The organism is Shinella sp. OV683 (assembly GCF_057787725.1).
The window spans coordinates 5,230,923-5,254,063 of record NZ_CM173543.1 but is presented as its reverse complement, the minus strand read 5'-3'; the positions used below and the strand labels follow the sequence as shown (position 1 = coordinate 5,254,063).

Sequence of the window (23,141 nt, the reverse complement as noted above, 5' to 3'; positions counted from 1 at the left end):
TGCTGCACCAAAGCTGCCTCTGGGGTGATGTCCAAATTCCAATGCCCCGGTTTTCCTCGCGTCCCGACACGTGTTCATAAACTGTGAAACGCCGCATTGCCAGTATTTTGACGGCAATTTGCCCTTTCCACAGGCACCTGCCCTGTTGCAAGGCTGGAATTGGCATGCCAAAGAGCGTTTCCATGCAGGACAGGGAATTCTTCGACAGGCTGAAAGCAAACGCACAGGCAGTGGAGACACTGCTGGGCGAACTCCTCTCATCCGATGTGCGCAGCGGCGAGATTGCGCGGCCCGAGCAAATGTTCGCCGCCATGCGCCATGGGGCGCTGAATGGCGGCAAGCGCATGCGGCCGGCGCTGGTGATTGAAAGCGCTGCGCTTTGCGGCGGCGATCCGATCGCAGCCTTGCGTGTCGCCACCGCACTTGAATGTATCCACTGCTATTCGCTGATCCATGACGACTTGCCGGCGATGGACGACGACGATCTTCGCCGCGGCCAGCCGACGGTGCACAAAGCCTTCGACGAGGCCGCCGCAATCCTTGCTGGCGACAGCCTGCTGACCTATGCCTTCGAGCTCGTCGCATCCGACGACACACCCCTGTCGCCCGAGCGCAAGGTGCAGCTGACGGTGGCTCTGGCGCGCGCGGCCGGCGGCGGCGGCATGGCCGGCGGTCAGGCACTCGACCTGCAAGCCGAGACGCGCGCACTCTCCGAGGCCGAAATCACCACAATGCAGGCGATGAAGACCGGCGCCTTGATCCGATTTGCCTGCGAAGCCGGCGCGATCATCGCCGGCGCGAACGCCGAAGAGCGTGCAAACCTGCGCCGCTTCGGCGAGATCATCGGCCTGGCATTCCAGCTGCGCGACGACCTGCTCGACCTCACAGGCGATGGTGCCACGCTCGGCAAAGCAGCCGGCAAGGATGCGGCGCGCGGCAAGGGTACGCTCCCGTCACTTCACGGCGTCGAATGGACCGAGCGGCGGCTGGCGGAGCTGATCGATGAAGCGCAGGCCCTGCTTTCTGCTCATGGTGCAAAAGCCGACATGCTGACCAAACTCGCCTCCTATGTCGCAACGAGAGAACATTGAGATGAGCAAGTTCTGGTCGCCGATCGTCTCGAACCTCAAGCCCTATGTGGCCGGCGAACAGCCGCGCCTTGCTGAACTCATCAAGCTCAACACCAACGAAAACCCCTACGGCCCGTCGCCGAAGGCAATTGCGGCGATCGCCGCCGAAGCGGGCGAACGGCTGCGGCTCTATCCCGATCCATCATCGATGAAGCTCCGGCAAGCCATTGCCAAACGTCATGGCGTTGAAGTCAACGAAGTCTTTGTCGGCAACGGCTCTGACGAGGTGTTGGCACACGCTTTCCAGGCGCTGCTGAAGCATGACAAGCCGCTGTTCTACCCGGATATCACCTACAGTTTCTATCCCACCTATTGCCTGCTGTTCGGCATCACGGCGCAGGAAATTCCGCTCGACGAAAATTTCCTTATCCGGCTAAGCGATTATGGCGCGGATTGCGGCGCGATTATCCTGCCCAATCCGAATGCCCCGACCGGCATCGGCCTGCCGCTCCCCGAAATCGAAGCACTCGTTTCATCGCACCCGGATGTGCCTGTCGTGATCGATGAGGCCTATATCGATTTTGGCGGCGAAACAGCCATTCCGCTGACCCGCAAGTATGACAACCTGCTGGTCGTTCATACCCTGTCCAAGTCACGCTCGCTGGCGGGTCTGCGCGTCGGCTTTGCGATCGGCCAGCGCCCGCTGATCGAGGCGCTGGAGCGGGTCAAGGATTCGTTCAACTCCTATCCGATCGACCGCCTCGCCGAAGCCGGCGCAACTGCCGCCATCGAGGACGAGGAATGGTTCGATGAGACGCGCCGCAAGGTAATGGAATCGCGCGAACGCGTCACCGGCGCGCTCCGCCAGCGTGGTTTCGAAGTACTGCCTTCGCAGGCGAATTTCATCTTCGCTCGCCACAACAAGCACGCGGGCACCGATCTCGCCGCAGCACTTCGCGCTCAGTCGATTCTGGTGCGGCATTTCAACAAACCGAGGATTTCCGATTTTTTGCGCATTTCGATCGGCACGGCAGAAGAATGCGACCGCCTGATCGAAGCGGTCGATTCGATCGTCAGCAACGCTTAAGTCAAAACTCCCATGGGGATATCAGCTCTATCCCTGTCGGCTGGAAATCCTTCAGATTGCGCGTAGCCAGACGGCCTCCATTGACCCGCGTGATCGCTGCAATCATTCCATCTGGCACGGACATGCCCAGGCCTAGCTGTTTCGCCGTGCCCATGATTTCGCCGTAAGCCAGCGCGGCCTCTTCGGTGAGCCCAAAAATCCGGCTTGCAAATCGGCGCCGCCAATCCGACAGCCCTTGTTCAAGCCGGTCGGCTCGCTGATCGGGTCGAATTTTCTGGATGCCAAATGCAATCTCGGCAATGGTGACGGTTGGAAGGGCAAGCTCTGCGTCAAACCGGATCAACCAGGTGATAACCGCTGGATCAGGTGACTTCTTCAACGTTTCGGAAACGACATTTGTGTCGACGAAAATCAAAGATCGATTCCCTCGTGGACTTGCCTGTCCTGTTTAATCAAAGCTTCAAGATCGATATCAGCGGCGCCGTGTTCCGCCAGACGCTGATAGAAGGCGGAGGCCGGCTCGCGGCCAGCCTCGCGGACCTCGTAGGCCTCGAGTGCGCGCTCGACAATATCTGCGATAGAGCGGTTCTCGCGTCGGGCAAGACGATGCGCGATGTCGCGTGCCCGCGCACTGCGTACAGAGAGTTGAGGTTCAGCCATTTCGCTTCTCCTTTTCCCTCAATATAAAGCAACGGCGGCCAGCCATCAAGATGGCAGCGGCCGGCATGATGGCTCAGCAACGCGTGAACGCCATCAAGGCCGGATGACGCAGACGCCTCTTTCCATCGAGCAATCGTTGTTGCTGCTGTTAAGGTCGATGATTCTCACAGTCGAGCTTTCAACGACGACTTCAGATTGAAGCGCAGAGGTTGTGCCGTATGACCACGTGCCCACGCCAGGCTGGTAGTTTATGTCGACGTCACCGGAATAGGTATTGACGCCGCGAACATTGCGATAGGCGCGATAGCCGTCATAACGATGATAATGGCGGCGCGTGTCGATGTTGATCACCACCTTTTGTCGAACACTCACGCGCGGCCTGCCGATCCTGCCCATCACCTGGTGGACGCTGTGATGAGCATGAAACCCCGAATGGCGGTGGCGCTGGTGGCGATTGCCGGCATCGGCATCCGCCACGATCATCGTCGAGGCCAGCAGACCGAGCAATAGGACGAGGGTCTTGGAACGCAAAGACATGACCATCCCTTTCGATGACCGACGGGCCGGCCGAAGCAGCCGCCACAATCGTTAACAAATAGTTAACACCCGACATTCATGGAAATCAATGCTGGTGCCGTGTCGCGCGCCGCGAACTTCCACTATGGTTAACGACCGCTGGCGATGTTTTTGAAAAGACTTGAAATAAATAATCGATTAAATCGGACTTACATCTTTCGCAGGGCTTGCAGCGGCGCAATACGGCTATTAAACAGCGTTTTGACGCAGTGCACATCAAACACGCCAGCGCCTTTTCGACTGCGCCGAATTCAGGCGCGTGACATTGCCCTCCCGGGAGGTTCCTAATGGCGAACGCGGCAAAAAACCGTCCTTTGTCTCCCCACCTGCAAATCTACAAGTTCATCCCGACGATGGCCAGTTCCATCACCCACCGCATCACCGGCGGTGCGCTGTATTTCGGTACGTTGCTTGTCGCCTGGTGGCTGATCGCAATCGCCTCCGGCGAAAATTATTATGCCGTCGTCAGCGCGGTGTTCGGCTCGATCATCGGCCAGATCATCCTGTTCGGCTTCACATGGGCGCTGGTGCAGCATCTGCTCGGCGGACTGCGCCATTTCATGTGGGACCTCGGCTACGGTTTCGAAAAACATTTCACCACCAGGATGGCCAAGGCGACCTTCGTCGCCGCGCCCATCATCACGGTCCTGCTCTGGGTCGTCGGTTATCTCGTTCGCTGAGGATTACTCCATGGATATGCGTACGCCTCTCGGCAAGGTTCGCGGGCTTGGCTCGGCCAAGGACGGCACCGATCATTTCTGGCGCCAGCGCCTGACGGCAGCGGCCAATGTGCCGCTCATCCTGTTCTTCATCGGGTTCATCATCGCCCACAGCAACTCGTCCTATGCAGAAGTGCGTACTGCCCTCGGCAACCCCTTCGTGGCTGTCATCATGGGCCTGGTGGTGATTTCCGGCCTCGTTCACATGCGCCTCGGCATGCAGGTGATCATCGAGGATTACGTCCATCACGAGGGCGGTAAAGTCGCCCTTCTGATGCTGAATACATTTTTCACGGTTCTCGTCGGCGCGCTCTGTCTTTTCGCCGTCCTGAAGACCGGTTTTGCAGGATAATGGTCATGGCAGTACCTTCTTCTCCCGCGTCTGGCGGCAAGGCCTATGAGTATGTCGACCATTCCTACGACGTCGTCGTCGTGGGTGCCGGCGGCGCTGGCCTCCGCGCCACGCTCGGCATGGCCGAACAGGGCTTCAAGACGGCCTGCATCACCAAGGTCTTCCCGACCCGCTCGCATACGGTCGCGGCCCAGGGCGGCATTGCCGCTTCGCTGCGCAACATGACGCCGGACAGCTGGCAATGGCACCTCTACGACACCGTCAAGGGTTCCGACTGGCTCGGCGACGTCGATGCCATGCAGTATCTGACCATGGAAGCGCCGAAGGCTGTTTACGAGCTTGAACACTACGGCGTGCCCTTCTCGCGCACCGAAGACGGTCGCATCTACCAGCGCCCATTCGGCGGCCACATGCAGAATTACGGCGAAGGTCCTCCGGTGCAGCGCACCTGCGCGGCTGCCGACCGCACCGGCCACGCCATCCTGCATACGCTTTACGGCCAATCGCTGCGCCACAACGCCGAATTCTTCATCGAGTATTTCGCGCTCGACCTGATCATGTCGGCCGATGGCCGCTGCACCGGCGTCGTCGCCTGGAACCTCGACGACGGCACGATCCATCGCTTTAGCGCCAAGATGGTCGTGCTGGCGACCGGCGGCTACGGCCGCGCTTATTTCTCCGCCACCTCGGCACATACCTGCACCGGCGACGGCGGCGGCATGATCGCTCGTGCCGGCCTACCACTCCAGGACATGGAATTCGTGCAGTTCCACCCGACCGGTATCTATGGCGCCGGCTGTCTGATCACCGAAGGCGCGCGCGGCGAAGGCGGTTACCTCGTCAACTCCGAGGGCGAGCGTTTCATGGAGCGCTATGCACCGAACGCGAAGGATCTTGCCTCGCGGGACGTCGTATCGCGCTGCATGACGCTGGAGATTCGCGAAGGTCGCGGCGTCGGCAAGGCCAAGGACCATATCTTCCTGCATCTCGACCATCTCGACCCGGCCGTGCTGCACGAACGCCTGCCCGGCATTTCCGAATCGGCAAAGATTTTTGCTGGTGTCGATGTGACACGCGAGCCAATCCCGGTGCTGCCGACCGTCCATTACAACATGGGCGGCATCCCGACCAACTATTGGGGCGAAGTCCTCAATGCCAATGCCGACAATCCCGAGCGGATCGCGCCGGGCCTGATGGCTGTCGGCGAAGCCGGCTGCGCCTCAGTGCATGGTGCCAATCGCCTCGGTTCCAACTCGCTGATCGACCTCGTCGTCTTCGGCCGCGCCGCCGCCATCCGCGCCGGTGAAGTCATCGACCGCGCCTCGTCGATTCCGGCGCTCGATGTCGCCGCTTGCGACAAGATCATGGAACGCTTCGACAAACTGCGCCACGCCAACGGCTCGACGCCGACCGCAGTGCTGCGTGAAAAGATGCAGCGGACGATGCAGGAAGACGCAGCCGTGTTCCGCACGCAGGAATCGCTGGAATCCGGCTGCAAGCGCATGAGCGCCATCTGGAAGGAACTGCCCGACATCAAGGTCACCGACCGCTCGATGATCTGGAATTCCGATCTGGTCGAAACGCTGGAGCTCGAAAACCTGATGGCCAACGCCATCACCACGGTCTATGGCGCCGAGGCCCGCAAGGAGAGCCGCGGGTCACATGCCCGCGAAGACTATGTCGACGGCCCGTTCGGCGGCCGCGATGATGTCAACTGGCGCAAGCACACCCTTTCCTGGGTCAGCGACGCAGGCGACGTCAAGCTCGACTACCGCCCGGTGCATACAAAGCTCATCGCAGAAGGCATCGATCCGCACAAGATCGAGCCGAAGGCACGGGTGTATTGAGTGGGCATCGGTGGTATTTTGTCGAGATATGAGGTTTGATTTTCCGGAATACGGAGCGTTGCAATGGGTGAAATGCGCATCAAAATCGAGGACGAAGTTCTCTTAACACGGCTTGCAGATCTTGCCCGAGAGCATAACCGATCCGTCGATCAGGAAATTGTGGCGTTGTTGCAGGTAGCGCTTGCGGCGCGCCCGCGCCGTGAAGATCTTCCGGCAATAGCAGCGCGGATCGCGGCAATGACGCCGAAAGGCGTAAAGCAGACGGACAGTGTCGAGATCTTGCGCGAGGTGCGCGACAATTGAAGCTGGTGATCGATACTTCGGTGGTCATCAAGTGGTTCGTCGAGGAGGCCGACTTCGATAGGGCACGCCTTCTGGTTGAGCCCTCGATTCAACGGATTGCCCCGGAATTGGTGATAGCCGAAGCAGCGAATGTGCTGCAGAGGAAAATGCGTGTCGGTGAGTTGGGCGCTGGTCATGCGACATACGCTGTGGGGAACCTGCAGTATTTTTTTGATGAACTTATCGCCTCGGTTTCCCTGATCGAAAAGGGATTTGAATTGTCGAAGTCACTCGATCATTCGGTTTACGATTGTATGTATCTTGCGGCAGCCTTGATGGAAGATGATCGAAGGCTGGTTACGAGCGATATGAAGTTCGTCGATAAGGCCGCGGCCGCCGGCTTCGGCGAAAGAATATGGAACTTGAAAGTCGCCAGCGAGGCTTTCGCCCGGACAGGAAAACGGTAATGGTTGAACTCACTCTCCCCAAGAATTCGACGATGTCGGAAGGCAAGACCTGGCCGAAGCCGGAAGGCGCCAGGAATGTCCGCGAGTACCGCATCTATCGCTGGTCGCCGGATGACGGCAAGAACCCGACGATCGACACATTCTACATCGATGTCGACGATTGCGGTCCGATGGTGCTCGACGCGCTGATCTACATCAAGAACAACATCGATCCGACGTTGACCTTCCGCCGTTCCTGCCGCGAAGGCATCTGTGGCTCTTGCGCCATGAACATCGACGGCACCAACACGCTCGCCTGCACCAAGGGCATGGAAGAGGTCAAGGGCACGGTCAAGATCTACCCGCTGCCGCACATGCCCGTCGTCAAGGACCTGGTGCCGGACCTCAGCAATTTCTACGCCCAGCACCGCTCCATCGAGCCCTGGCTGAAGACCGTGTCGCCCGAGCCGGCCAAGGAATGGAAGCAGAGCCACGAGGATCGCCAGAAGCTCGACGGCCTCTATGAATGCATCCTCTGCGCCTGCTGCTCGGCCTCCTGTCCCAGCTACTGGTGGACCGGCGATCGCTATCTCGGTCCCGCCGTGCTGCTGCAGGCCTATCGCTGGCTGATCGATTCCAGAGACGAAGCCAAGGGCGAGCGCCTCGACAATCTCGAGGACCCGTTCCGGCTCTATCGCTGCCACACGATCATGAACTGCGCCCAGGCCTGCCCGAAAGGCCTGAACCCGGCCAAGGCCATCGCTGAAATCAAGAAGATGATGGTGGAGCGCCGGCTCTGACCACGATGCTCGCAGGTTTTGCTGCCGATTCCGTCCAGCAGATTAGAGCCCGGCTCGATCTTGCCCGGCAAACGGGGGCAAAGATCCTGTTCGCAATCGAAAGCGGCAGCCGTGCATGGGGCTTTCCGTCGCCGGACAGCGATTACGACTGCCGCTTCATCTATATTTGGCCAGCCGAAGACCATCTGGCATTAAACGTCCAGCGCGACGTCATCGAGTTCCCGATCGAGAGCGAGATCGATGCAGGTGGCTGGGATCTGCGTAAGGCACTGCTGCTGGCGTTGAAGGGCAATGCCGTCATCGTCGAATGGGTAAACTCGCCGCATGTCTACGAGGAAGTCGACGGCTTCCGTGCATCGCTGAGGAAGTTGCTGGCCGAGATTGTCGAACCCGGCCTTGTAGCCCGTCACTATGTCGGACTTCTGAGGCGGCATAGCCCGGCGAATACCGCTGACGTCAAGCTGAAAAGGCTGTTCTACGCACTTCGGCCGGCACTTTCGCTCCAATATATGCAAGAGCGCGGCTTTCGAGAATTGCCTCCCATGGATCTCGGGCAACTGCTCGAGGGTGTCACTCTAAGCCAGGACCTCCGCCAACTCATTGATGTCATGGTAGAAACTAAGAAGATCACCCGTGAGATGGGAACCGGGCCAGTGCCTGCACCATTGACGGAGTATCTCGACATCGCGATGGCAAACTACGCAGATCTCGCCGACAGGCTGGACAAGCCCAGCCCATCCGATGTAACGGAGCGCTACCGCGTTGCACAAAATTTTTATCGGAATACAGTTCTGGGTGCTTCGATAGGATGAAACCTCGGCAGTTATCGCTTGATTAACCATATCGGCCTACGGTAATTCCGCCATATTTTTCCGGTTGTGAGTGACAAGCCGGTACGAGTTCAAGGAGTTGGGGATGCGGATTTCGCTTTCTGTCGTGTCAATCGCGGTGGCCGTCATGCTGTCTGGCTGCGCCAGCGACCGGATGGATACCTATCAGGATTCTGCCGCCAAGCCGCAGCCGCTGGAAGCGCAGCCCGTGGCGCCGGTCGAGGCTGGCCAGCTGCCGGACCCGACCACCGATACCGCCCAATTCCCGCAAAAGCCGGTCGTTGATCCCGCGCTCGGACAGACCCAGACGGCGGACGCCTCCGCTGCGGCAGCCGGCATGGACGTCAAGAAGGAGCAGATGGTGGGTGGCTGGAAGGTCAATGCCGGCGGCTCCAACTGTGATATGTTCCTGACGCTGACCAATCTCGGCTCCGGCTCGCGCGGTGGCACCCGCGGCTGCTCAGGCGAACTGGTGGCGATGGGCTCCTGGGAAGTCGCAGGCAAGCAGGTCGTTCTCAAGGATCGCGCCGGCAATCCCCTGGCACGTCTCTACAAGACAGCCGAGAACCGCTTCGATGGTTCACTCGCTTCGTCCGGCCAGCCTGTGAGCCTTTCCCGCTAAGCCTGAACCGGATTTTTCCCGATGAAGCCACCGCCGGACTACTCCGCAAGCGTCGTCGAGCGCTTGGAAGTCATGGTGGCCGAGGGAAAAGTCCAGAAAGACCCGCAGCAATTTGCCATTGCGCGCCGTCTCGACGGCGTGCTGGACGCCTTTCATGCGCGCAAGCCCGCTGCAAAAGGCTCGGCGCTCGGCTGGCTGTTTGCCTCTCGGCGCAAAACTGAAGATCCGATAAAGGGCCTTTATATCCACGGCAGCGTCGGCCGCGGCAAGACCATGCTGATGGACATGTTCTTCGGCATTGCGCCGATCCAGCGCAAGCGCCGCGCGCATTTCAATGAATTCATGGCCGATGTGCACAATCGCATCCACGCCCATCGGCAGAAGCTGAAGAATGGCGAGACCCGCCAGGCCGACCCCGTGCCGCCGGTCGCTGCCAGCCTGCATGCCGAGGCCGTACTCCTCTGCTTCGACGAATTCTCGGTGACCGACATCGCCGACGCGATGATCCTGTCACGCCTGTTCACCGAGCTTTTCCGGCTGGGTTCCGTATTGATAGCCACGTCGAATGTCGAGCCGGACAATCTCTATCGTGACGGTCTTAATCGAGGCCTGTTCCTGCCCTTCCTTAATGTCCTCAAGCAGAATGTCGATATCGTCTCGCTCGACACGCCAACCGACTACCGGATGGAAAAAACCAGGAGCCTGCCGGTCTGGCTGGTGCCGATCGATGGGGTCAACGACACGCGAATCGAGGCCGCCTGGCGCGAGGTGACCGCCGGGGAAAAATGCCTGCCTGAGTCGATTCAGATGAAGGGCCGCCACATCGTCGTGCCCAGCGCGGCAAACGGTTGCGCCCGTTTTACTTTCCGCGATCTCTGCGAAGCACCACTTGGAGCAACCGACTTTCTGGCCATCGCGGCGCGCTACCACACCTTGGTGGTGGAGCACATACCGATTCTGGCACCAGAAAAGCGCAATGAAACCAAACGCTTCATCAATCTCATCGATACGTTATATGATCATCAAATTCGCCTGATAGCATCCGCTGCAGCAATGCCGGAAGACCTGCTTCCGGTGCGCAAGGGAACGGTCGGCTTCGAGTTCGACCGCACCGCCTCCCGCCTCTTCGAGATGCGCAGCGCGGACTATCTGCAAGCCTGGAGCAAGGCTCGCGAAAATTTGGTTGCCTCGTAAATTAATTGACGTTTACGTAAGAACATTTATATCTAACCGATTGAATTTGCTAGGCCCAAATTTATCTGTTGAAATTTTAAGGTTTTGAGCTTAAGCCCATCGCCATTGGAGCGAGGTATGCCAAACCGCGCCCCGCAGTCTAACTATGAAGGACATATTCCATGGCGCGTAAGAAAATCGCACTCATCGGTTCGGGCATGATCGGCGGCACGCTGGCGCATCTCGCGGGCATGAAGGAACTGGGTGACGTCGTATTGTTCGACATTGCCGACGGCATTCCGCAGGGCAAGGGTCTCGATATTGCTGAATCCTCCCCTGTCGACGGCTTCGACGCCAATTATTCCGGCGCGAGTGATTACTCCGCCATCGAAGGTGCTGATGTCTGCATCGTCACCGCAGGCGTGCCGCGCAAGCCCGGCATGAGCCGTGACGATCTGCTCGGCATCAACCTCAAGGTCATGGAACAGGTCGGCGCGGGCATCAAGAAATATGCCCCCAACGCTTTCGTGATCTGCATCACCAACCCGCTCGACGCTATGGTCTGGGCACTGCAGAAGTTCTCCGGCCTGCCGAAGAACATGGTCGTCGGCATGGCCGGCGTTCTCGACTCTGCGCGCTTCCGCTATTTCCTGGCGCAGGAATTCAACGTCTCCGTCGAAGACGTCACCGGCTTCGTGCTTGGCGGCCACGGCGACACGATGGTTCCCCTTGCTCGTTACTCGACGATCGGCGGCATTCCGCTGACCGACCTCGTCACCATGGGCTGGGTCACCAAGGAACGCCTCGAAGAAATCATCCAGCGCACCCGTGACGGCGGCGCCGAGATCGTCGGCCTGCTGAAGACCGGCTCGGCCTATTACGCTCCGGCGGCTGCGGCCATCATGATGGCTGAATCCTTCCTGAAGGACAAGAAACGCGTCCTGCCCTGCGCGGCGCACCTCACCGGCCAGTACGGCGTCAAGGACATGTATGTCGGCGTTCCCACGGTCATCGGTGCCGGCGGCGTCGAGCGCATCATTGAAGTCGACCTCAACGGTCCGGAAAAGGCAGCTTTCGACAAGTCCGTCGGCGCCGTCGCCGGTCTTTGCGAGGCCTGCATCACCATCGCGCCGGCTCTCAAGTAAGCCCGACCAGCAAGCTCGATACGTCCCACTGACAGGATCAGAGACATGAACATTCATGAATATCAGGCCAAAGCCCTTCTCAAGGGTTTTGGCGCCCCGGTGGCCGAAGGTGTCGCCATCTTCTCCGCCGGTGAAGCGGAAGCCGCTGCCAAGCAGCTCCCCGGCCCGCTTTACGTGGTCAAGAGCCAGATCCACGCCGGCGGCCGCGGCAAGGGCAAGTTCAAGGAGCTCGGCCCCGACGCCAAGGGGGGCGTGCGCCTCGCCAAGTCGATCGACGAAGTCGTTGCCAACTCCAAGGAGATGCTCGGCAACACGCTGGTGACCAAGCAGACCGGTCCCGCCGGCAAGCAGGTTAATCGTCTTTACATCGAAGACGGCGCCGACATCGACCGCGAGCTTTATCTCTCGCTGCTCGTCGACCGCGCGGTCGGCCAGGTTTCCTTCGTCGTTTCGACCGAAGGCGGCATGGACATCGAAACCGTGGCCCACGAGACGCCGGAAAAGATCATCAACGTCGCGATCGACCCGGTTGCCGGCGTTACCGCCGAAAACCTCAAGGCACTGACCTCGGCGCTGAAGCTCGAAGGCGAAGCCAAGGCCGACGCCGAAAAGCTCTTCCCGATCCTCTACAAGGCCTTTGTCGAAAAGGACATGAGCCTGCTCGAGGTCAACCCGCTGATCGTCATGAAGAATGGCCGCATGCGGGTTCTGGACGCCAAGATGTCCTTCGACGGCAACGCCCTGTTCCGTCACGAAGACGTGGTTGCACTCCGCGACACGACCGAGGAAGACGCCAAGGAAATCGAGGCATCCAAGTATGACCTCGCCTATGTCGCTCTCGATGGCAATATCGGCTGCATGGTCAATGGTGCCGGCCTTGCCATGGCAACCATGGACATTATCAAGCTCTATGGCGCAGAGCCCGCGAACTTCCTCGATGTTGGCGGTGGCGCCAACAAGGAGAAGGTTACGGCTGCCTTCAAGATCATCACCGCCGATCCGGCCGTGAAGGGCATCCTGGTCAACATCTTCGGCGGCATCATGAAATGCGATGTCATCGCCGAAGGCGTGATCGCTGCCGTCAAGGAAGTCGGCCTCAAGGTTCCGCTTGTGGTTCGCCTCGAAGGCACCAATGTCGAACTGGGCAAAAAGATCATCAACGAAAGCGGCCTGAACGTGATTTCGGCCGACGACCTCGATGACGCCGCCCAGAAGATCGTCAAAGCCGTCAAGGGCTAAGGAATATGAGAGCCGTCATCGCCTTTGCTGTGATGGCTCTTATCGCTTGCTGGTTTTGGTGGCAGGAAGAAGAAAAATGGTGCGGGGCTTTCTACGAAGGTACCTCACCGGTGGCGGCTACGATTTGCTTGCCCCTTTCTCCTTTCGTCGCCCTCGGCATTGTTTTGATTAGTGGCGTCGCCATCCTCTGGATGAAGCTTCGCAAACGCCAAACTTAGAGATCGGGATTTACGCATGTCCATTCTCATCGACAAAAACACAAAGATCCTGGTTCAGGGTCTGACCGGCAAGACCGGCACGTTCCACACCGAACAGGCGCTCGCCTATCACGGCACCAAGATGGTCGGTGGTATCCATCCCAAGAAGGGTGGCGAGACCTGGACCGGCGCCAAGGGCGAACAGCTGCCGATCTTCAAGTCGGTTGCCGAAGGCCGCGATGCCACCGGCGCCGATGCCTCGGTCATCTACGTGCCGCCAGCCGGTGCCGCCGAAGCGATCATCGAAGCCATCGATGCCGAGATCCCGCTGATCGTCTGCATCACCGAAGGCATTCCGGTCGCCGACATGATCAAGGTCAAGGCCAGGCTCGACAAGTCGAAGTCGCGCCTGATCGGACCGAACTGCCCGGGCGTCATGACCCCGGACGAGTGCAAGATCGGCATCATGCCGGGAAATATCTTCAAGAAGGGTTCGGTCGGGGTTCTTTCCCGTTCCGGAACGCTTACATATGAAGCTGTGTTCCAGACCACCAATGAAGGCCTCGGCCAGACGACGGCTGTCGGCATCGGCGGCGACCCGGTCAAGGGTACCGAATTCATCGATATCCTCGAAATGTTCCTGGCTGACGACGCGACCAAGTCGATCATCATGATCGGCGAAATCGGCGGTTCGGCCGAGGAAGATGCTGCCCAGTTCATCAAGGACGAAGCCAAGAAGGGCCGAGCTAAGCCGATGGTCGGCTTTATCGCCGGCCGCACGGCACCTGCGGGCCGCACCATGGGCCATGCCGGCGCCGTGATTTCGGGCGGCAAGGGTGGCGCTGAAGACAAGATCGCAGCGATGGAATCGGCAGGCATCCGTGTCTCGCCGTCACCCGCACGCCTTGGAAAAACCTTGGTCGAAGTGCTCAAGGGTTGATCCCGAAAGCGGGAGCCAACGCTCCCGCTCTCACCACTTTGCCGGCAGCGTCCGGTGACGAAAAACGACAGGAGGCGGAGCAAAAACTCCGCAATGGAAAAATGGCAAGGCAAGAGGCCAACCAGCAGTTTTCAGCAACTTCGTTCCTCGATGGCGCCAATGCGCTCTATATCGAGCAGCTCTATGCACGCTTCCAGGAAAATCCCGGATCGGTGAGCGCCGAGTGGCAGGAATTCTTCCGTGCCCTCGAAGATAGCCCCGCAGATATTTCCAAGGCAGCCAAGGGCGCCTCCTGGCAGAAGAAGAACTGGCCCGTGCCACTCAACGGCGAGCTGGTCAGTGCGCTGGATGGCGACTGGCCGGCGGTCGAAAAGGCCGTAGCCAAGAAGATCGAGGCGAAAGCTGTCGAGATCACCGGCAAGCCTGCAAGCCCCGAAGAAATCCAGCGGGCCGCGCGTGATTCCGTCCGCGCCATCATGATGATCCGCGCCTATCGCATGCGCGGTCACCTGCATGCCAAGCTCGATCCGCTGGAAATTGCCGCCCCCGTCGAGGATTACCGCGAACTGTCGCCGTCCAATTACGGCTTCGGCCCCGAAGACATGGATCGCAAGATCTTCATCGACAACGTGCTTGGCCTGCAATACGCGACCGCGCGCGAGATGATCGAACTGCTTGAGCGCACCTACTGCTCGACGCTCGGCGTCGAGTTCATGCATATCTCCGATCCGGAGATCAAGCAGTGGATCCAGGAACGCATCGAAGGCCCCGACAAGGGCGTCGATTTCACCCCTGAAGGCAAGAAGGCGATCCTCTCCAAGCTGATCGAGGCCGAGGGCTTCGAACAGTTCATCGACGTCAAGTACAAGGGCACCAAGCGCTTTGGTCTCGACGGCTCGGAATCGCTGATTCCGGCGCTTGAACAGATCATCAAGCGTGGCGGCTCCGAAGGCTTGCAGGAAATCGTCCTCGGCATGGCCCATCGCGGCCGCCTCAACGTGCTGACCAACGTCATGCACAAGCCGCACCGCGCGGTCTTCCACGAATTCAAGGGCGGCTCCTATGCGCCTGACGATGTCGAAGGCTCGGGCGACGTCAAGTACCATCTCGGCGCCTCCTCCGACCGTGAATTCGACGGCAACAAGGTTCACCTGTCGCTGACAGCCAACCCATCGCATCTGGAAATCGTCGACCCCGTCGTCATGGGCAAGGCGCGCGCCAAGCAGGACCAGCTCGCCACCCAGTGGGACGGCGATATCATTCCGCTCAAGGAGCGCTCCAAGGTGCTGCCGCTGCTGCTGCACGGCGATGCGGCATTTGCCGGCCAGGGCGTGATTTCCGAAATTCTCGGCCTGTCCGGCCTGCGCGGCCACCGTGTCGCCGGCACGATGCATTTCATCATCAACAACCAGATCGGTTTCACCACCAATCCGGCCTTCTCGCGCTCGTCGCCCTATCCGTCCGACGTTGCCAAGACGATCGAGGCGCCGATCTTCCACGTCAACGGTGACGATCCGGAAGCTGTCGTTTTTGCGGCGAAGATCGCCACCGAATTCCGCATGAAGTTCTACAAGCCTGTCGTCATCGACATGTTCTGCTACCGCCGCTACGGCCACAATGAAGGCGACGAGCCTTCATTCACGCAGCCGAAGATGTACAAGGTCATCCGATCGCACAAAACGGTCGTGCAGATCTATGGCGAACGCCTGATTGCCGAGGGCCTGATCACCCAGGGCGAGCTTGAGAAGATGCGGGCCGATTGGCGCGCCAGTCTCGAGCAGGAATTCGAAGCCGGCCAGGCCTACAAGCCCAACAAGGCCGACTGGCTCGACGGCGTGTGGTCCGGTCTCAGGACCGCAGACAATGCCGACGAGCAGCGTCGCGGCAAGACTGCCGTGCCGATGAAGCAGCTCAAGGAAATTGGCCGCAAGCTCTCCGAGATTCCGGAAGGCTTCAAGGCGCACAAGACCATCCAGCGCTTCATGGAAAACCGCTCGCAGATGGTCCAGACGGGTGAAGGTATCGACTGGGCAATGGGCGAAGCCCTTGCCTTCGGCGCACTCTGCCTCGATGGCCACAAGATCCGCCTGTCCGGCCAGGATTGCGAACGCGGCACGTTCTCGCAGCGTCATTCGGTTCTCTACGATCAGGAAACCGAAGACCGTTACATCCCGCTCGCCAATCTGTCGGCGACCCAGGCAAAGTTCGAGGTCATCAACTCGATGCTGTCCGAAGAAGCCGTGCTTGGCTTCGAATACGGCTACTCGCTGGCCCGTCCGAACGCGCTGACGCTCTGGGAAGCCCAGTTCGGCGACTTCGCCAACGGCGCCCAGGTGGTGTTCGACCAGTTCATCTCGTCGGGCGAACGCAAGTGGCTGCGCATGTCAGGCCTCGTCTGCCTGCTGCCGCACGGCTATGAAGGTCAGGGTCCGGAGCATTCCTCGGCCCGCCTTGAGCGCTTCCTGCAGATGTGCGCCGAAGACAACATGCAGGTCGCCAACGTCACGACCCCGGCCAACTACTTCCACATCCTGCGCCGGCAGATGAAGCGCGACTTCCGCAAGCCGCTGATCCTGATGACGCCGAAGTCATTGCTGCGCCACAAGAAGGCAGTTTCTTCGCTGTCCGAGATGGCAGGCGAATCCTCTTTCCATCGCCTGCTCTGGGACGATGCGGAAGTCATCAAGGACGGCCCGATCAAGCTGCAGAAGGATGCCAAGATCCGTCGCGTCGTGATCTGCACCGGCAAGGTCTATTACGACCTGCTGGAGGAACGCGAAAAGCGCGGTATCGACGACATCTACCTGTTGCGCGTCGAACAGCTCTATCCGTTCCCGGCCAAGGCACTGATCAACGAACTCAGCCGCTTCCGTCATGCCGAAATGGTCTGGTGCCAGGAAGAGCCGAAGAACATGGGCGCCTGGTCGTTCATCGATCCGTATCTGGAATGGGTGCTGGCGCATATCGATGCCAAGTATCAGCGCGTTCGCTATACGGGCCGGCCGGCCGCTGCCTCCACGGCAACGGGCTTGATGTCCAAGCATCTTGCGCAGCTCGCCGCCTTCCTCGAAGACGCACTCGGCAGCTGAGGACAGAGCGATGGGCTACTTTCATCTGAAGCTCATCGCACCGCGACCGACTTTTCCCTTCGACATGAGCGAAGCGGAAAAGACGGCCATGAACGCGCATGCCCAATATTGGCGGGGGCTGGCTGAAAAGAAGCTGGCCGTCGCCGTCGGACCGGTATTCGATCCCAAAGGCCCGTGGGGCATGGCGGTGGTCGAGACCGAAAACGAGGCGGAAGCAGAAGCGCTCGGCGAGGCCGATCCGGTCGTCAAGGCGCTACTCGGTTTTCGCTATGAAGTTGCACCTATTCCTTCGCTCATTCTTCGCGAAAACTGAAACCAGACATTCCTCAAACGTCAAACATTCAGGAACTGAACAATGTCCACCGAAATCCGCGTCCCTACCCTTGGCGAATCCGTCAGCGAAGCCACGATTGGATCCTGGTTCAAGAACGTCGGGGATACGGTCAAGGCCGATGAAATTCTCTGTGAGCTCGAAACCGACAAGGTGACGGTCGAAGTCCCCGCACCGGCCGCCGGCATTCTTTCCGAAATCACCGCCAAGGCTGGCGACACCGTCGCGCCGGGTGGCCTGCTCGGCCAGATCTCGGCCAGCACCGGTGCTGCCGCGGCCCCCGCTGCCAAGCCTGCCGAACCCGCGCCTGTCGCTGCGGCTCCGGTGGCAGCACCTGCCCAGGCAGCCATGCCCGCTGCGCCCTCTGCTGCCAAGCTGATAGCCGACAGCAGTGTCGCTGTGGCCGAAGGTTCGGGCAAGCGCGGCCAGGTGCTCAAGGAAGACGTGCTCGCCGCCATCGCCAAGAGCTCGTCCGTTGCAGCGCCGGCCGTCGTGCCTGCTGCTGCGCGCCCGACTTCATCGGCTGACGACCAGGTTCGTGAAGAACGCGTCAAGATGACCCGTCTTCGCCAGACGATCGCACGCCGGCTCAAGGACGCACAGAACGCTGCGGCCATGCTGACCACCTATAACGAAGTCGATATGTCGGCCGTCATGGCGCTGCGCACCAAATACAAGGACGTCTTTGAGAAGAAGCATGGCGTCAAGCTCGGCTTCATGGGCTTCTTCACCAAGGCCGTGACCCACGCGCTCAAGGAAATTCCATCCGTCAACGCCGAGATCGACGGCACCGACATCATCTTCAAGAACTATGCCCATATCGGCGTCGCCGTCGGGACCGACAAGGGTCTTGTCGTGCCTGTCGTGCGCGATGCTGACCAGATGTCGATCGCCGAGATCGAGAAGGATATCAGTCGGTTGGGCAAGGCTGCCCGCGATGGGCAGCTTTCGATGGCCGACATGCAGGGCGGCACCTTCACCATCTCCAACGGTGGCGTCTATGGTTCGCTGATGTCCTCGCCGATCCTCAATGCACCGCAGTCCGGCATTCTCGGCATGCACAAGATCCAGGATCGCCCGATGGCGATCGGCGGTCAGGTCGTCATCCGCCCGATGATGTATCTGGCGCTCAGCTACGATCACCGCATCGTCGACGGCAAGGAAGCGGTCACCTTCCTCGTCCGCGTCAAGGAAAGCCTCGAGGATCCGGAACGCCTGATTCTCGACCTCTAAGAACTAGCCAAGGCCGCCTTCGGGCGGCCTTTCCTTCCCGCGAGACGTTGCCGATGTCGACCGAATTGCTTTGCCTTGTCTGGAGTACGGCCCTCGGCTTCGCCTATATCAGCGGGCAAGTCGTCGTGCTCTATGCCGAGCGAGGAATTCGCAGCTATGATTCCAGGCGCGACAGGGTGTTCACGCCAGGACTTTACACATCACGCAGCGATCGGGCGCTGAGGAATCTCCTCGAGACCTATCCGTTCTTCGTCGCTCTCGTGGTAGCCGCCGAGCTTTCCGGCGGCAGGGACTGGTTCACGGCCTGGGGCGCGATCGTCTATATCGCCGCCCGGGTGTTATATTGGCCGTTCTATGTGGCAGGCCTCGGCTACCTGCGGACAACAACCTGGACCATTGCCGGCATCGGCCTTGCCATGATGTTCATCGGCGTGCTTTTCTGATTGCATTCAACTGGCCTGCTCGGAGACTGACATGCATCACTATCTCATCGAAATAGCCTCGCTGATGGCGATCTTCTCCTTCGTGATCGTCTCGCCGGGCGCGGATCTCGCCATGGTCATCCGCCAATCCGTCGTGCATGGCAGGCGCGCAGCGATCTTGACGTCATTCGGCATCGGCACGTCGCTGATATTCCACATGACCTATACGATCCTCGGGCTTGGGCTGATCATCTCGCAGTCGATCCTGCTGTTCAACATCGTCAAGTGGCTGGGCGTCGCCTACCTCATCTATATCGGCATTTCGGCGCTGAGGGCCGGCAAGACCGACGTCAACGCCATGGCTGCAACCGGCACCAGCGATAGCAGGCGGCAATCGAAGAAAAAGGCGTTCCTGCTCGGCTTCATGGCCAATGCGCTGAACCCGAAGCCAGTGTTCTTCTTCCTGTCGGTGTTTTCGAGTGTCGTCAGTCACGACACGCCCGACAGCGTCAAATTCGTCTATGGCTTGGTGATGGCGAGCGGCCTGATCGCCTGGTTCGTCGGCGTCTCCTTCTTCATGACCACGGCGCGGATGCGTGCAGCTTTCAGCCGGGCCTCGAAATGGATCGACCGCGTCAGCGGCGTGGTGTTCATAGGCTTCGGCCTGAAACTCGCGACTGAAAAGGCTGGCTGAGATGATGCGCCGCTGGATGACAATAATGACCAGTGCCGCGCTCCTGGCGCCATCTCTTGGCCATGCCGCATGCGTCCAGCAGAAAGCCTTCTACGGCGACAGGGACGGCGCCTATGAACTGTCCTTCGAGCCGGTGGATTCCGACGCTGCGTCCTCCAGCCACCGCATCAAGGTCAAAATCAACAATTCCGAAGTGGTGCTCGACGGCTATGTCATGCCGTCCGAACCCGTCAACCGATCGAACGGCATCCTGTTCAACAATTGCCCCGAAGGCGACGTAACCGGCGCCGACCTCGCCGCCTGCACCGTCTGGGAAGGCTTCGTCTACGCCAACAATGCGGGCAGGCTGGATCTGTTGCCATCGCAGGAGGCTGACGCCGCACCAGAAATCTTGTTGGCCGGCTTCGGCCCATCGCTCGCCCAATCGAGCGCCTGGGGTCCGAAAAAGGCCACGGTTGCGCCCTGGGACGTATTCACGTTGAAAGGTTGCCGCTGATGAGCGACGGACCCGTTCTTCTCGTCACCGGAGGAAGCCGAGGCATCGGCGCCAGCGTCTGCCGCAAAGCGGGGGCTGCTGGGTGGTGCGTGCTGATCAACTATGTCTCCAACGAGAGCGCCGCCAAGACCCTTGCAAGTGAAATCACCACGGCAGGCGGCATTGCGGAGATCATTCGGGGCGACACTGGTACGGAAGAGGGCGTTCTCGCAATCTTCGACGCGGTCGACAAAAAATTTGGCCGGCTCGATGGCTTGTTCAACAATGCCGGCGTCGTCGACCAAAAGGCCAGGCTGGACAGCTTTTCGCGCGAGCGGCTCGAGCGAATGTTCAATATCAATGTCATCGGCGCGATCCGTTGCGCCGGCGAGGCGGTCAAGCGCATGTCCACTGTCCATGGCGGCCATGGTGGCGCGATCGTCAACAATTCCTCGGTCGCAGCTCTGCTGGGTGGTCCGAACTACTACATCGACTACGCCGCATCGAAGGGCGCGATCGACACTCTCACGGTCGGTCTTGCGCGCGAAGTGGCAGCGGAAGGCATCCGCGTCAACGCAGTGCGGCCGGGCATCATCGACACTGACATCCATGCCTCCGGCGGCACGCCCGACCGGGCCCGAGAGGCTGCAGATGGCATCCCGATGCAACGCGCCGGCCAGGCGGACGAAGTCGCCGATGCGGTGCTCTTTCTTCTATCCAACCAGGCTTCCTATATTACGGGTGCCATTCTGAATGTCAGCGGCGGGCGATAGCCGCCTGAAACAAGGGAAATGTTCATGTCTTACGATGTTGTTGTTATCGGTAGCGGCCCGGGGGGCTATGTTTGCGCCATCAAGGCCGCCCAGCTCGGCCTGAAGGTCGCAGTGGTGGAGAAAATGGCCACCTTCGGCGGCACCTGCCTGAACATCGGCTGCATTCCCTCCAAGGCGCTGCTGCACGCTTCCGAACTCTATGCCCACGCCTCGCACGGCATGGACAGCCTCGGCATCGAACTCGGCAAGCCCAAGCTCAATCTTGAAAAGATGCTCGCCTTCAAGGACAGCGTCGTGAAGTCGAATGTCGATGGCGTCTCGTTCCTGTTCAAGAAGAACAAGATCGACGGCATCCACGGCACCGGCCGCATTCTCGGCCAGGGCAAGGTCGAGGTCACCAGCCCGACCGGCGAGGCTCAGGTGCTTGAGACGAAGAACATCGTCATTGCCACCGGCTCCGATGTTGCCGGCATTCCGGGCGTCAAGGTCGATATCGACGAGAAGATCATTATCTCCTCGACCGGCGCGCTGGCGCTCGAAAAAGTACCGGCAAACCTCGTCGTGGTCGGCGGCGGCGTCATCGGCCTCGAACTTGGATCGGTCTGGAGCCGGCTGGGCGCCAAGGTCACGGTCGTCGAATATCTCGACACCATTCTCGGCGGCATGGATGGCGAAGTCTCCAAGCAGTTCCAACGCATGCTCGCCAAGCAGGGTTTTGAATTCAAGCTCGGCGCCAAGGTGACCGGGGTCGAAAAATCCGGCAAGGGCGCCAAGGTGACTTTCGAGCCCGTCAAGGGTGGTGAGGCCACCACCATCGATGCCGATGTCGTGCTGATCGCCACCGGCCGCAAGGCTTTCAGCGACAAGCTCGGCCTCGCCGAAGCGGGCGTCGTGATGGACAACCGTGGCCGCGTCGAAGTCAACCTCTCCTACCAGACCTCGGTCACCGGCATCTACGCGATCGGTGACGTCATCAAGGGACCCATGCTCGCCCACAAGGCCGAGGACGAAGGCGTTGCCGTCGCCGAAATCCTGGCCGGCCAGCATGGTCACGTGAATTACGATGCCATCCCGGGCGTGGTCTATACCCAGCCGGAAGTCGCCTCGGTCGGCAAGACAGAGGAAGAGCTGAAGGCTGCCGGCATCAACTACAAGGCCGGCAAGTTCCCCTTCACCGCCAATGGCCGCGCGCGCGCCATGGAGGCCACTGAAGGTTTCGTCAAAATCCTCGCCGATGCGACGACTGACCGCGTGCTTGGCGTCCACATCGTCGGTTTCGGCGCCGGCGAGATGATTCACGAGGCCGTGGTGCTGATGGAATTCGGCGGCTCGTCGGAAGATCTCGCTCGCTCTACGCATGCCCATCCAACCATGTCGGAAGCGGTCAAGGAGGCTGCACTGGCGACCTTCTTCAAGCCGATCCATATGTGATCCGCGGCGATGTTACGGCAAGTTTAAATCGCCGTAAGAAATGAGATTGCGCCTTGGTCCTGGCGCAATCTGTCATTCTATTGCCCAGTACCCACTATCATCTTGATAAAAGGCAATAAAATGAAACCGTTGGCCTACAGTATTCCCCAGCGCGTCATCCATTGGCTGACGACGCTGCTGATCTTCTTCAACCTGCTCCTTCCGGGACAGATCGAACGCGTCGCCGACCTTCTGGATGGTGGCAAGACGCCGACGCCGGACCAATGGACCTCGGCTAGCATCCACATTTACACAGGCTTTACGATCCTCGGCCTGACACTATTGCGGCTGATCCTGCGCCTCGTGCAGGGCGCACCCGAAGCGCCTGCAGATGAGCCCGCGCTCTTCCGCCTCCTGTCAAAGGTCGCACACGGACTTCTCTATCTGCTGCTGATCGCCATGCCGATCACTGGCATATCCAAGTTTTACTGGGGCGTGGATTTCAATGGCTTCCTCCACAGCGGACCTCTTAAGCTGGTGCTTTGGGTGCTACTCATCGGCCATATAGCTGCGGTCTTCGTGCACAAATTCTATTGGAGAACCAATGTGCTGGAACGCATGACGCGAGGATAGCAGGCAAGCGCGTGCATATTGCCGCAGCCAGCCGAAATAACCACTGTCGAAGCCGGAGATGGGGTAGGATCAAGCGATCGACAAAGGGTAGTTCGG

At 59.9% G+C, this 23,141-nt stretch carries 27 protein-coding genes; 24 read left to right on the top strand and 3 right to left on the bottom strand.

The window, feature by feature from the left end:
• The first annotated feature begins 164 nt into the window (after positions 1–164).
• On the top strand, positions 165–1,091 hold the full coding sequence (locus tag ACXHRN_RS25425; protein WP_488639043.1) for a polyprenyl synthetase family protein: 927 nt from the start codon (positions 165–167) through the stop codon (positions 1,089–1,091).
• Between the two features lies 1 nt (position 1,092).
• Complete coding sequence (hisC, locus tag ACXHRN_RS25420) at positions 1,093–2,157, top strand: histidinol-phosphate transaminase (protein ID WP_488639042.1); 1,065 nt, start codon at positions 1,093–1,095, stop codon at positions 2,155–2,157.
• Position 2,158: 1 nt separating this feature from the next.
• Here hisC and ACXHRN_RS25415 read toward each other — a convergent pair whose 3' ends face one another.
• From ACXHRN_RS25415 to ACXHRN_RS25405, 3 genes are all read right to left on the bottom strand, one after another.
• Positions 2,159–2,572 (bottom strand): PIN domain-containing protein, encoded by a 414-nt coding sequence (locus ACXHRN_RS25415; RefSeq protein WP_488639041.1) that lies wholly within the window; start codon positions 2,570–2,572, stop codon positions 2,159–2,161.
• Positions 2,569–2,817, bottom strand: a complete 249-nt coding sequence (locus ACXHRN_RS25410; RefSeq protein ID WP_488639040.1) for a plasmid stabilization protein — start codon at positions 2,815–2,817, stop codon at positions 2,569–2,571. The genes ACXHRN_RS25415 and ACXHRN_RS25410 overlap by 4 nt, the downstream gene beginning before the upstream one ends.
• A 93-nt stretch (positions 2,818–2,910) precedes the next feature.
• A complete protein-coding gene (locus ACXHRN_RS25405) occupies positions 2,911–3,354 on the bottom strand; it encodes a hypothetical protein (RefSeq protein WP_488639039.1) in 444 nt (147 codons plus the stop codon).
• A gap of 326 nt (positions 3,355–3,680) precedes the next feature.
• Here ACXHRN_RS25405 and sdhC point away from each other — a divergent pair, with 326 nt between their 5' ends.
• The 22 genes from sdhC (at position 3,681) to ACXHRN_RS25295 (ending at position 23,045) form a co-directional block, all read left to right on the top strand.
• Complete coding sequence (sdhC, locus tag ACXHRN_RS25400) at positions 3,681–4,073, top strand: succinate dehydrogenase, cytochrome b556 subunit (RefSeq protein ID WP_488639038.1); 393 nt, start codon at positions 3,681–3,683, stop codon at positions 4,071–4,073.
• A 10-nt stretch (positions 4,074–4,083) separates the two neighbouring features.
• A complete protein-coding gene (gene sdhD / locus ACXHRN_RS25395) occupies positions 4,084–4,464 on the top strand; it encodes a succinate dehydrogenase, hydrophobic membrane anchor protein (protein ID WP_488639037.1) in 381 nt (126 codons plus the stop codon).
• 5 nt (positions 4,465–4,469) lie between these two features.
• Positions 4,470–6,311, top strand: a complete 1,842-nt coding sequence (gene sdhA / locus ACXHRN_RS25390; RefSeq protein ID WP_488639036.1) for a succinate dehydrogenase flavoprotein subunit — start codon at positions 4,470–4,472, stop codon at positions 6,309–6,311.
• 63 nt (positions 6,312–6,374) lie between these two features.
• Entirely contained in the window at positions 6,375–6,614 is a 240-nt protein-coding gene (locus tag ACXHRN_RS25385) for a FitA-like ribbon-helix-helix domain-containing protein (protein WP_488639035.1), read from the top strand.
• A gap of 5 nt (positions 6,615–6,619) precedes the next feature.
• Positions 6,620–7,060, top strand: coding sequence for a type II toxin-antitoxin system VapC family toxin (locus ACXHRN_RS25380; RefSeq protein WP_488642028.1), 441 nt, complete (start codon positions 6,620–6,622; stop codon positions 7,058–7,060).
• Positions 7,060–7,839, top strand: coding sequence for a succinate dehydrogenase iron-sulfur subunit (locus ACXHRN_RS25375; RefSeq protein ID WP_488639034.1), 780 nt, complete (start codon positions 7,060–7,062; stop codon positions 7,837–7,839). The genes ACXHRN_RS25380 and ACXHRN_RS25375 overlap by 1 nt, the downstream gene beginning before the upstream one ends.
• 5 nt (positions 7,840–7,844) lie before the next feature.
• Positions 7,845–8,651: a nucleotidyltransferase domain-containing protein gene (locus ACXHRN_RS25370; protein ID WP_488639033.1), complete on the top strand. Its 807-nt coding sequence runs from the start codon at positions 7,845–7,847 to the stop codon at positions 8,649–8,651.
• A gap of 103 nt (positions 8,652–8,754) precedes the next feature.
• Positions 8,755–9,291, top strand: coding sequence for a protease inhibitor Inh/omp19 family protein (locus ACXHRN_RS25365; protein WP_488639032.1), 537 nt, complete (start codon positions 8,755–8,757; stop codon positions 9,289–9,291).
• 21 nt (positions 9,292–9,312) lie between these two features.
• Complete coding sequence (gene zapE / locus ACXHRN_RS25360) at positions 9,313–10,485, top strand: cell division protein ZapE (protein ID WP_488639031.1); 1,173 nt, start codon at positions 9,313–9,315, stop codon at positions 10,483–10,485.
• Between the two features lie 161 nt (positions 10,486–10,646).
• A complete protein-coding gene (gene mdh, locus ACXHRN_RS25355) occupies positions 10,647–11,609 on the top strand; it encodes a malate dehydrogenase (protein ID WP_488639030.1) in 963 nt (320 codons plus the stop codon).
• Positions 11,610–11,654: 45 nt separating this feature from the next.
• Positions 11,655–12,848 (top strand): ADP-forming succinate--CoA ligase subunit beta, encoded by a 1,194-nt coding sequence (sucC, locus tag ACXHRN_RS25350; protein WP_488639029.1) that lies wholly within the window; start codon positions 11,655–11,657, stop codon positions 12,846–12,848.
• Between the two features lie 5 nt (positions 12,849–12,853).
• Positions 12,854–13,066, top strand: coding sequence for a hypothetical protein (locus ACXHRN_RS25345; protein WP_488639028.1), 213 nt, complete (start codon positions 12,854–12,856; stop codon positions 13,064–13,066).
• 16 nt (positions 13,067–13,082) lie between these two features.
• Positions 13,083–13,985: a succinate--CoA ligase subunit alpha gene (sucD, locus tag ACXHRN_RS25340; protein ID WP_488639027.1), complete on the top strand. Its 903-nt coding sequence runs from the start codon at positions 13,083–13,085 to the stop codon at positions 13,983–13,985.
• A gap of 101 nt (positions 13,986–14,086) precedes the next feature.
• Positions 14,087–17,074, top strand: coding sequence for a 2-oxoglutarate dehydrogenase E1 component (locus ACXHRN_RS25335; protein ID WP_488639026.1), 2,988 nt, complete (start codon positions 14,087–14,089; stop codon positions 17,072–17,074).
• A 10-nt stretch (positions 17,075–17,084) separates the two neighbouring features.
• On the top strand, positions 17,085–17,387 hold the full coding sequence (locus tag ACXHRN_RS25330; protein ID WP_488639025.1) for a YciI family protein: 303 nt from the start codon (positions 17,085–17,087) through the stop codon (positions 17,385–17,387).
• Between the two features lie 42 nt (positions 17,388–17,429).
• Positions 17,430–18,638: a 2-oxoglutarate dehydrogenase complex dihydrolipoyllysine-residue succinyltransferase gene (gene odhB, locus ACXHRN_RS25325; protein WP_488639024.1), complete on the top strand. Its 1,209-nt coding sequence runs from the start codon at positions 17,430–17,432 to the stop codon at positions 18,636–18,638.
• Positions 18,639–18,691: 53 nt separating this feature from the next.
• On the top strand, positions 18,692–19,081 hold the full coding sequence (locus ACXHRN_RS25320; protein WP_488639023.1) for an MAPEG family protein: 390 nt from the start codon (positions 18,692–18,694) through the stop codon (positions 19,079–19,081).
• Positions 19,082–19,112: 31 nt separating this feature from the next.
• Complete coding sequence (locus ACXHRN_RS25315) at positions 19,113–19,754, top strand: LysE family transporter (RefSeq protein WP_488639022.1); 642 nt, start codon at positions 19,113–19,115, stop codon at positions 19,752–19,754.
• 16 nt (positions 19,755–19,770) lie between these two features.
• Positions 19,771–20,250 (top strand): hypothetical protein, encoded by a 480-nt coding sequence (locus tag ACXHRN_RS25310; protein WP_488639021.1) that lies wholly within the window; start codon positions 19,771–19,773, stop codon positions 20,248–20,250.
• Complete coding sequence (locus tag ACXHRN_RS25305) at positions 20,250–21,002, top strand: SDR family oxidoreductase (RefSeq protein ID WP_488639020.1); 753 nt, start codon at positions 20,250–20,252, stop codon at positions 21,000–21,002. Before ACXHRN_RS25310 ends, ACXHRN_RS25305 begins: the two co-directional genes overlap by 1 nt.
• 24 nt (positions 21,003–21,026) lie before the next feature.
• Positions 21,027–22,433 carry a dihydrolipoyl dehydrogenase gene (lpdA, locus tag ACXHRN_RS25300; protein WP_488639019.1) on the top strand — a complete coding sequence of 469 codons (1,407 nt, stop codon included), beginning with the start codon at positions 21,027–21,029 and terminating at the stop codon, positions 22,431–22,433.
• Between the two features lie 120 nt (positions 22,434–22,553).
• Positions 22,554–23,045: a cytochrome b gene (locus ACXHRN_RS25295; protein WP_488639018.1), complete on the top strand. Its 492-nt coding sequence runs from the start codon at positions 22,554–22,556 to the stop codon at positions 23,043–23,045.
• Positions 23,046–23,141: the final 96 nt, after the last annotated feature.